We start from the raw sequence: 9845 nt of genomic DNA, 5'->3' as shown, positions 1-9845 counted from the left end.
TTCTGCGTCTCGACGGCGACGTTGACGCGGGTGCGCAGCAGCGACACGGCGCGGTCGGCGCGGTTGGCGACGTCGTGCAGCCGGCGCTCGGTCGAGCGGCAGGTGCGCATCGCCGGCTCGAAGCGGCGCGCCATGAACTCGCTGATCATCTGGCGGTTGGCGGCGCGCTCCTCGCGCAGGGTCGCCATGCGCTGCTCGACCAATTTGGAATAGGCGAAGGAGGCGCCGAAGCGGAAGGCGGTCTCCGCCGAGATCGCCTCGATCGCCGCCGACAGCCGGGTCAGCCGGGCCAGCGCGTCGCGGTCGTCATGCGCGTCGGCGGTGAACTTCTCGATCAGCCCCGCCAGCTCCGCCTCGATCTCGGAGAGCTGGCCGCCGACGCGCCGCGCCATCGGCAGCGCAAGCATCGCCATCATGCGGTAGGTCTCGATCTCGAGCATCCGCTGCACGACGCGCCCGACGCGCCGGCGCCCGGTGTCGGGCTGGGCGAGCACGGCGACGCGGCTGAAGCCGTCCTCATGGATGCGGAAATCGCTGAAGGCGGTGGCCTGCCGGTCGACCACATGCGCCGCGGCGAGGCTTTCGGCGACGAAATGGCGGTTGAGCCGGCCGAGCAGCGCCGCTTCGGCGGCGTCCAGCCCGTCGACCGTCTCGACATGCACGCGGATCGCCGAGATCAGCGCGCCAGGCGCCTCCGCCAGCCAGTCCGCCGGCGCAAGGCGTTCGACGGGCAGAGCGAAGGGCGCGTCGGTCGGGCCGTCCTCGAACAGCGTGTAGGAGACGAATTCGGTGTGGCGCTCCCATTTCAGCTTCACCCGCCCGACTTCGCCGAAATAATGGTCGGCGTCGCGCGCAGGGCGCGGCGCGCCCACGCGGTCGACAAGCGCCTCGACATGGGCGCGGTGGGCGGCGGTGTCGCGGGCGCGGTCGTCAAGCGGCTTGAAGGCGAGGTGGATCGCCTGACTCGGCGAGGCGATCTCGGGGAAGGGCCGCGCGTGCAGTTCGCGCGTCATAGGGTAACGCTGCGGGTGGTCGGGCGGCAGGATCAGACTCATCGGGGCGCTCCGCAAGGCGATGAGCGACCATGCGCCGGCGGGCGGCGCGATGCACGCGCAAATGACGCGCTGCGGCATCGGCCGGAGCCGCGCCGTCACGCCAGCGACACGCCCTCCAGATGGAGTTCCTGCGCGGGGTGCAGGCGGAAGCCGCGCACATGCGGGGCGGCGTGAGCCATCGCGCTGCGCCAGTAGGGCTGGATGATCGCGCCGCTGTCCTGAAGGATGCGCTGGAGCTCGCGCACGGGCGCGATGCGGCGCTCGGGGTCGGGCTCGCCGAGCGCGGCGTCGAGCAGTGCGTCGAAGGCGGGGTCGGAGAAGCCGGTCTCGTTCCAGGCGGCGCCGCTGCGATAGGCCAGCGCGAGCGTCTGCACGCCGAGCGGCCGGCTCGCCCAGTCGGTGATCGAGAAGGCGTAGGACTTCCACGCCGCCCGGTGCTCGGCGGCGGGGACGATGCGGCGGCGCACGGTCAGCCCGCCGTCGCGCAGCTGCGCCGCGATCGCGTCGGCGGTCAGGCTGCGCCAGTCGTCGTCGATCGAGACGAGTTCGAACGGCCAGGCGATGGAGCCGGCTTCGAGCAGCAGGGCGCGGGCCGCGTCGGGGTCGCGGGCCGGCGGCGGCAAGGGCGCGTATTCCGGGTGCATCGGCCCGACATGATGGTTCTCGGCGGCGAGGCCGAGGCCGCGATGGGCGATCAGGCGCACGGTCTCGTTGTCCACGAGCAGTTGCAGCGCGCGGCGGATGCGGCGGTCGGCGTAAGGCTCCGCCTTGAGGTTCATGCGCGCGACCACCGTCGCCCCGCTGAGGGCGCGATGGGCGGTCAGGCCGAGCGCGTCGAGCGTCGGCGCGAAAGCGGGGAGCGTGGCGCGGTTGAGGTCGATCTCGCCGCGCGCGAAAGCAGCGACTTCCGCGGCGGGGTCTGCGCCGAGATCGAGGAACTCGACCGCGTCCAGCCCGACCGCGCCGCCCCACCAGGGCTGTGGCGCGGAGACGAGGCGGGCGAACGCGCCGGGCGCGTGCGTCTCGATGCGGAACGGGCCGGTGCCGGCGAGCGCGGAAGGCGGATCGCCGCGCGCGGGATCGTGGTCGCGATGAACGACTAGGGCGGGATAGTCGGTCAGCGCCGCGATCAGCGTCGCGTCGGGGCGCGAGAGGGTCAGGCGGACGACATGCGCGCCCTCGGCCTCGACGGCGCCGGCGCGCAGATGGCGGGTCTGCGGGTCGATCAGCGCGTCGAGGCGCGCGGCCATCGAATTGCCGGGCGCGTCGGCGTCGCACCAGCGGGTGAAATTCGCCAGCGCGTCGCGCGCGTCGAAGGCGTCGCCGGTCGACCAGCGGACGCCCTGGCGCAGATGCAGCCGGTAGGCGCCGGCGTCGGGCGCGACCTCCCAGCGTTCGAGCAGCCAGGGGCGGAAGGTCCCGTCCGCGTCGAGCCGGACCAGCGGTTCGATCACCCCGCGCGCGAGATCGCCCTGCTCGCCCATGTCGAACAGGCGCGGGTCGCCGAGTTCGGGGACGGTCATCGAGACGCGGAGCGTTCGCCCGCGCTGCGCGCGCGCTGGAAAGGCGCCGGGCAGCGAGGCCGCCGCGCCTGCGGCCAGACGCAGCGCGCTCCGCCGGTCGATGCCGGGTCGGTTCGGCGCGGTCTTGTATCCTCCAAGGCGCATCGCGCCCGTCCCCATCCTCGCGGCGCGCTTTCCAGGGCGCCGGTCGTCACGCATTGACGCGCGCGCCGGCGCGTCTACCCTCCGCCGCGCCTCGCTTGGGAGAGATAGGATGAAATTCGGCGTCGGTCAGCCAGCGACCCGCAAGGAGGATGCGCGATTCCTGACCGGGCGGGGCAGTTATGTCGACGATGTCCGCCTGCCGGGCGCGGCGCGCGCGCATGTGTTGCGCAGCCCCCACGCCCATGCCGCGATCCTGCGGGTCGACGCCTCGGCGGCGCGGGCGGCGCCGGGCGTTCTGGGGATATGGACCGGGGCGGATGTGGCGGAGCGGCTCGCGCCGCTCGGCAACGAGTTGCCGTTCGCGCAGCGCGACGGCGCGCCGCCGGCGCCGGCGACGCAGCCGCATTTGGCGACCGACAAGGTGCGCTTCGTCGGGCAGCCCGTCGCCTTCGTCGTCGCCGGGACGCTGGCGCAGGCGCGCGACGCCGCCGAACTGATCGAGGTCGACTATGAGACGCTCGAGGCGGTGACCGACCCGGAGGCGGCTTTGGCCGAGGGCGCGCCGCTGCTGCATGACGCGGCGCCGGGCAACCGCGCCTATGTCTGGGCGTGCGGCGACGAGGCCGCGACCGAAGCCGCCTTCGCCCGCGCCGCCCACGTGACGCGGCTGCGCGTGCGCAACCAGCGGCTCATCGTCGCCTCGATGGAGCCGCGCGCGATCGCCGCGCAGTTCGACGCGGACGCCGGTCGCTGGGAGATCTGGATCGGCAGCCAGGGCGCGCATGGCATACGGGCGCGGATCGCGGCGGCGCTGCAGGTCGCGCCGGAGCTTCTGAGGGTGCGCACGCCGGATGTGGGCGGCGGCTTCGGGATGAAGCTGATGGCCCATCCCGAATACGGGCTGACGGCGCTGGCCGCGCGCGAGCTCGGGCGGCCGGTCAAGTGGATCGGCGAGCGGACCGACGCGATGCTGTCGGACGCGCAGGGCCGCGACCTGACCACCGACGCCGAGGCCGCATTCGACGCCGAGGGCCGGCTGCTGGGGTTCCGCTGGCGCTCGCTGTCCAATCTCGGGGCCTGCTACTCCAGCTTCGGCGCCGGCATCCACACCGCCTTTTCGGCGCCGCTGGTGGGCGGAATGTACCGCACGCCGACCTTTCACCATCAGGTGACCGGGGTCTTCACCAACACGGCGCCGACCGACGCCTATCGCGGCGCCGGGCGGCCCGAGGTGATCTACGTCACCGAACGGCTGATGGAGCGGGCGGCGCGGGAGATGGGCGTGGATCCAGTCGATTTGCGGCTGCGCAACCTCGTCACGCCGAAGGAGCTGCCCTACGCGACGCCGGGGGGCATGGTGTTCGACAGTCTCGACCCGGCCGAGAATGTGCGGCGCGCGCTGGAGGCGGCGGATCGCGACGGCTTCGCGGCGCGGCGGGCCGAGGCGCAGGCGCGGGGGAAGCTGCTCGGCTTCGGCGCGTGCTATTACATGGAGCGTACCGGAGGCGCGCCGGTGGAGCGCGCCGAGATCCGACTCGACGCGCAGGGCGGGTGCGAGATCCGCGTCGGCACGCAATCCACCGGCCAGGGGCATGAGACGGCCTGGGCGCAGATCGTGCGCCAGCAACTCGGGCTCGACTGGGAGTCGATCCGGCTCGCGCCGGGCGACACGGACCTGCTTTCGCGCGGCGGCGGCACCGGCGGTTCGCGGTCGCTGATCATGGCGGGGCGCGTGCTGCTGCTCGCCGCCGAGGACCTGCTGCGCAAGGCGCGCGAGGCGGCGGCGGAGCATCTGGAGGCGGGCCTCGACGACCTGTCCTTCTCAGCGGAGGAAGGCGGCGCGTTCCGCATCGTCGGCACCGACCGGACCGTGCGGCTGACCGAGCTGGCCGCGACACTCGGCGGGCTCGACGGAGAAGGCGACGTGGCCGACCGCGAGTCGACCTTCCCGAACGGCTGCCATGCGGCGGAAGTCGAGGTCGACCCGGACACCGGGCGGCTGACCCTGACGCGCTACAGCGTGATCGACGATTTCGGCGCATTGGTGAACCCGTTGCTGGTGGCCGGCCAGGTGCACGGCGGCGTCGCGCAGGGCGCTGGGCAGGCGCTGATGGAGGAGGCGCGCTGGGACGCGGACGGCCAGCCCCTGACGGCGAGCTTCATGGATTACGCGATGCCGCGCGCAGCCGACTCGCCGTTCTTTTCGGTGGCGTTCAACGAGGACGCGCCGACGCCGTCGAACCCGATGGGCGTGAAGGGCTGCGGCGAGGCCGGCGCGGTGGCGGCGACCCCCGCCGTGACGCTGGCCGCGCTCGACGCGCTGCGCAGCGCCGGCGCGGAGGAACTCGACACGCCGCTGACGCCCGAGCGCGTCTGGCGGGCGCTTCAGGCGGCGCAGGCGCGGCGCGGGGCGGCGTGAGGCCTCAGCGCTCGAGCCCGAAGAGGGGCCGGGCGCGCACGCCCAGGACGGTTCCAAGATAGGCGCAACCCATCCACACCCAGCCATGCAGGCTGCCAGAGGCGACGCCGTTGGTCAGCGCCCCGATCGTGCAGCCGAAGGACATGCGCGCGCCGTATCCCATCAGGAAGCCGCCGATCAGCGCCGCGAGGATCGACAGCGCCGAGACGCCCTTGAGGCTCGGCTTCCACCCGCCCGACAGCCCCGCCGCGAGCATCGCGCCTAGGATCAGCCCGACATTCATGTTGGCCGAGGCGTTCTGGAAAAACGACTGGCTCAGCGCGCCCTGCGCCCAGTCCGCCGCCCAGAAGGCGCGGTCGTCGCCGGGGAAGGTCCAGCTGGAGAGGTCCGCGCCGAACGCGTCGAAGAGTTGCGCGCCCCATAGCGTGTAGCCGAAGGTGATGCCCCACATCGTCCCGCTGACCGCCAGCGCCAGCGCGCCGAGAACGCCGATCGCCGCCGCGCCCGCGAAGGGCGCCCAAGGCTTGAGCAATAGCCGCTCGACCAGCGGTCCCCCCGCCGCCGCGACCGGCGGCTGCGGCCCCGCGCCCATCGCCCGCTCGCGCCGCAGAGCCAGCGCCCAGAGGCCGGCCAGCGCGGCGAAGGTCAGCGCCAGCCCGCCTGCGAGCCCGAGATGGTCGGTGACGCGCAGCGCGCCGAAACGCGGCAGCTCCGCCATCCAGAACGGCGTATGGACCGAGCCGATCACCGAGCCGAGGATGAAGGTCGCAAGCGTGAACAGCGTCCGCGCCGAGCCGCCGCCCACCACATAGGCCGCGCCCGAGCCGCAGGCGCCGCCGAGCTGCATCCCGAAGCCGAAGACGAAGGCGCCGAGCATCAGCGACAGGCTCACTTGCGCGACCGCCGGCGGAAAGCCGCCGATCGTGGACATCGGCATCAGCAGCAGGGCCGAGACGCCCAGCATTGCGAGCGTCGCCCGGAAACCCCGGCTCTGCCCCGTGACGATGAACTTCCGCCATGCGCCCGTGAAGCCGAAGGAGGCGCGGTAGAGCGCGAAGCCGAGCAGCCCGCCGACGAGGAAGGTCCAGACCAGCCGCATCTCCAGCGCGCCCGCGATGTGCATCGCGCACAGGGCGAAGCCTGCGAGGGCCGCGCCGACGACGGGAACCTGCATGCTGTGAAACGCTCCGAGTCTGGCTTGCGCGCTGTCGATGTTCACCGAGGCGTCCTCCGTCGTGGGAAATCGCGCCATCAGTGCGGCAGGCCGCGCAAAGGCGCAAGCGCGGGCGGCGCAAGCCGGCCTTGCACGAGCGAAGGGGCGCGCCGTCAGATCGCTCTGCGCGGCGCGCCCCTGACTGTCGTCTTAAGGGCGTCGGATCAGCTGGCGGGGCCGGTGGCGACCGGGCGGCTCTCGTCCTGCGTCCAGTCGATCATGGAGCCGTCATAGACGCGCACCTTGTCGTAGCCGAGAATCTCGTGCGCGGCGAACCAGATCGCCGAGCAGTAGAAGCCGCCATTGCAGTAGGTGATGACGTCGTCCGAGGCGCTCACGCCCACTTCGGCGAACAGCTTCTCGATCGCCGCGGCGTCCTTGACCATCGCGCCGTCGAGCAGCTTGCCGCCGTAGAGGTTCGGCGCGCCGGGGATGTGGCCGGCCTTCTTGGCCTTGGGGTGCTTCGACTCGCCCGCATACTGGCCGGTCGGGCGCGCGTCGATCAGCTTGACGTCGGAGGTCAGCGCGGCCTGCACGTCGGCGGCGTCGGCCAGCCACACGTCGGAGAAGCGGGCGGTGAAGTTGCCCGCCGCGGCCGGCTCGGTCGGGCTGACGGCGAGGTTCAGGCCCGCAGCCGCCCAGCCGGCGACGCCGCCGTTCAGGATCGCCACTTTCTCGTGGCCCATCGACTTCAGCGTCCAGTAAGCGCGAGTCGCCGCCGCCAGATCGCCCAGGCCGGGCTCGACGCCCGAATAGATCAGCACGACCTGCTCGCCGCGGTCGAGGCCGAGGCTGCGCATGTAGGCCTGGAACTTGTCGGCGTCCGGCGCCATCGCCGGGATGCCGTCGCGCGTGGTCCGCCAGTTGGCCATGTCCATCGGCGCATAGACGGAGCCGGGGATGTGCCCCTTGGCGTAGGCGGTCGGGCCTTCCTTGGCGGCTTCGCGCACGTCGAGCGCAAGCACCTTGCCTTCGCTCAGCATGGTCAGCAGCTCGTCGGCGCTGACGAGCGGGCCGGCGGCCATGGCGGGCAGGGCGAAGGCGATGGCGGCGGTCGAGGCCAGCAGCGTGCGCGTGGCGAATTTCATGTGTCTCTCCATGTCATGGGGCCGCGATGGGCGGCCCCGAATGCGCGCGTCCGGCGCGGGATGCGCGTCGGGCGTTCCGTTCGAAGACGCGGGGCCGTCGGTTGACCGACCGCGCGTTTCGGTGCGACGCATGTCAAGCAAAGCCGCTCTGCGGGCCTTGATCCTGCGCAATGAATTCGGAACGCCGGATACGACTTTGGTGCGAATTGGTCAGTCAATTGCGGCTTTTGAAAATAGTAAGCGCCGAGGTTTCCCCCGGCGCGTTCGGTCGCGCCGTCGCGCGGCGCTTCAGTTCATGGCGACGGCGCCGTCGCCGACGACGACCGGGCGGCTCTCGTCCTGGGTCCACTCCGACATCGAGCCGTCATAGGCGCGCACGTTCGGGAAGCCGGCGATCTCGCTGGCGGCGAACCACGCCGCCGAGCAGAGGAAGCCCGTGTTGCAGAAGGTGATCACCGTGTCGTTGGGCGATACGCCCGCCGAGGCGAAGGTCGCCGTCACGCCGGCGGCGTCCTTGAAGCTGCCCCCCTCCATCAGGAAGTTGGCGTCGACGCTCGCCGCGCCGGGCAGAGTGCCCGCAGCCTTCGACACGGGGAATTTCGCCTCGCCCTTGTAGTACTTGGCCGGTCGCGCATCGACCAGCTTCACGCCCGTGCCGATCGCCGCCGCGACGTCCTGCGCCGTGGCGGTCATCGACGGGTCGAGACGCGCGACGAAAGTGCCCGCGGCGCCGGGCGCCGTCGGGGTTTTCGCGACGGGCAGGCCTGCCGCAACCCAGCCCTCGATCCCGCCGTCGAGGATCGCGACCTTGTCGTGGCCCATCGACTTGAGCGTGTAATAGGCGCGCGTCGCATGCGCGATGTTGAAGGACGAGCGCGACGAGCCGTCGTAGATCAGCACGATCTGCTCGCCGCGATCGACCCCGAGACCGCGCATGAAGTCCTGGAACTTTTCGGCGTCGGGCAGCATGCCGGGAACGTCGCCGCGCTTCGTCATCCAACCGGCGGTGATCGGCGCCGAGATCGAGCCGGGGATGTGCGCCTTCTCGTAGGGCGCAACCTTGTCCTCGCCGGCGCGCCGCACGTCGAGGGCGACCACCTTGCCTTCGCCGAGCATGTCGAGCAGTTGGACCGGCGTGACCAGCGGCCCGGCGGCGAAAGCCGGGAGCGCGAGGGCGATCGCGGCGGCGGATGCGAGCAGCGTGCGGGTCTGGAACTTCATGTGCGTTTCTCCGTTTGCCTCATGCGTCGACGGCGACGATTTGCGCGGGCGGGCGTCGCCCGGCGCGGTCGTCGCTCTGATGCGGGACCGGGAGATACCCCGTCCTCCGCATGTTCATTATGGGCAAACGACGCGGGAAACCTGATCGATGCTTTCGTCGTAGGACTTACGGCGCATCCGCAGCGAAAGGCGGCTGTAATTCACGCAGCAGTTTTCGTAAAATCGCCCTCTGATAGTCGGCGTATCCGTCGGCGATCTCGAGAAAGGCGCCTGGGCCGTGCAGGACTTGCGCCGCATAGTAGCGCGCCGGGTCGGGGTCGGCGCCGATGATCGCGAGACCGTTGATCACGAGCCCGTCGAATTCGCCGCGCGACCGGAACCAGTCCGGATCGAGGCCGTCATTGTTGGCGCCGTCGCCCGACAGGTCGATCAGGCGGCGGTCGCAGCCGATCGGCGCGCGCTTGTGCAGCGCCGCGCCGTAGGACAGCGCCCGCCCGACCGCCGTCGGCCAGTGGTCGTAGCGGCGGGGCGCGGCTGCGATCCGGTCGGCGAAATCCGCGACCGACGCGGGGTCTCCGAGCCATGTCCAGTCGATCAGCAGCTCCTGATGCTGAAAGCCGCTCCAGGCGTAGAGCGCCACCAGCGCGCCGGAGCCGGGCGGATACAGCAGCGCGTCGATCACCGCGGGGTCGCGGAACGCTTCGGCGAGCCCTGCGACCTGCAGCGCGTATTCCCGCGCGTCCACGCTGGAGGACACGTCGATCCCGAGCGCGAGCGCCGCCTTGCAGTCGATCGCCGCAGCGTCGCCCGCCCAGATCGCGGAGCAGGCGAGGGCCAGCGCGGCGCGTCTCACCACGAGCCGGTGTTCTGCATGCTCGCCCAGGGCTCGGCCTTCGGCAGCGCGCCGCCGATCTGGAGCAGTTCGATCGAGATGCCGTCGGGCGACTTGACGAAGGCCATGCGTCCGTCGCGCGGCGGCCGGTTGATCGCGACGCCCGCCTTCTGGAGCCTTTCGCACATCTCGTAGATGTTCTCGACGCCGAGCGCGATGTGCCCGAAATTGCGCCCGCCGGCGTATTCCTCCGGACTGTCCCAGTTGTAGGTGAGTTCGATCGGCCGGTCGTGCTGGCCCGGCGGCGCGAGGAAGACGAGGGTGAACTTGCCCGCCTCGTTGTCGTAGCG

Annotated in this window: 8 protein-coding genes; 1 reads left to right on the top strand and 7 read right to left on the bottom strand. The window is 71.7% G+C overall.

What is annotated here, in order from left to right:
• Both V7Q31_RS15220 and V7Q31_RS15215 read right to left on the bottom strand, forming a co-directional pair.
• Positions 1-1055, bottom strand: a 1055-nt coding sequence (locus V7Q31_RS15220; RefSeq protein ID WP_333834715.1) for a DUF3422 domain-containing protein, incomplete at its 3' end; no start/stop codon positions are given.
• A gap of 95 nt (positions 1056-1150) precedes the next feature.
• On the bottom strand, positions 1151-2722 hold the full coding sequence (locus tag V7Q31_RS15215) for an ABC transporter substrate-binding protein (RefSeq protein WP_333834714.1): 1572 nt from the start codon (positions 2720-2722) through the stop codon (positions 1151-1153).
• 109 nt (positions 2723-2831) lie between these two features.
• Between V7Q31_RS15215 and V7Q31_RS15210 the strand changes: the two genes are divergently transcribed.
• Entirely contained in the window at positions 2832-5141 is a 2310-nt protein-coding gene (locus V7Q31_RS15210) for a xanthine dehydrogenase family protein molybdopterin-binding subunit (RefSeq protein WP_333834713.1), read from the top strand.
• 4 nt (positions 5142-5145) lie between these two features.
• Here the strand turns inward: V7Q31_RS15210 and V7Q31_RS15205 are convergent, their stop codons facing one another.
• The 5 genes from V7Q31_RS15205 to V7Q31_RS15185 all read right to left on the bottom strand — a co-directional run.
• The gene (locus tag V7Q31_RS15205) at positions 5146-6315 is read right to left on the bottom strand and encodes a YeeE/YedE family protein (RefSeq protein ID WP_333834712.1); all 1170 of its coding nucleotides are present in this window, start codon (positions 6313-6315) and stop codon (positions 5146-5148) included.
• 203 nt (positions 6316-6518) lie between these two features.
• On the bottom strand, positions 6519-7442 hold the full coding sequence (locus tag V7Q31_RS15200) for a sulfurtransferase (protein WP_333834711.1): 924 nt from the start codon (positions 7440-7442) through the stop codon (positions 6519-6521).
• Between the two features lie 288 nt (positions 7443-7730).
• Positions 7731-8663 (bottom strand): sulfurtransferase, encoded by a 933-nt coding sequence (locus tag V7Q31_RS15195; RefSeq protein WP_333834710.1) that lies wholly within the window; start codon positions 8661-8663, stop codon positions 7731-7733.
• 166 nt (positions 8664-8829) lie between these two features.
• Positions 8830-9519 carry a DUF1194 domain-containing protein gene (locus tag V7Q31_RS15190; RefSeq protein WP_333834709.1) on the bottom strand — a complete coding sequence of 230 codons (690 nt, stop codon included), beginning with the start codon at positions 9517-9519 and terminating at the stop codon, positions 8830-8832.
• A partial coding sequence (locus V7Q31_RS15185; RefSeq protein WP_333834708.1) for a VOC family protein occupies positions 9513-9845 on the bottom strand: 333 nt, incomplete at its 5' end. The genes V7Q31_RS15190 and V7Q31_RS15185, both read right to left, overlap by 7 nt.

Origin of the sequence: Rubrimonas sp. (genome assembly GCF_036788415.1) — a bacterium.
GTDB lineage: Bacteria > Pseudomonadota > Alphaproteobacteria > Rhodobacterales > Rhodobacteraceae > Rubrimonas.
This window is presented reverse-complemented; position numbering and strand designations above follow the sequence as displayed.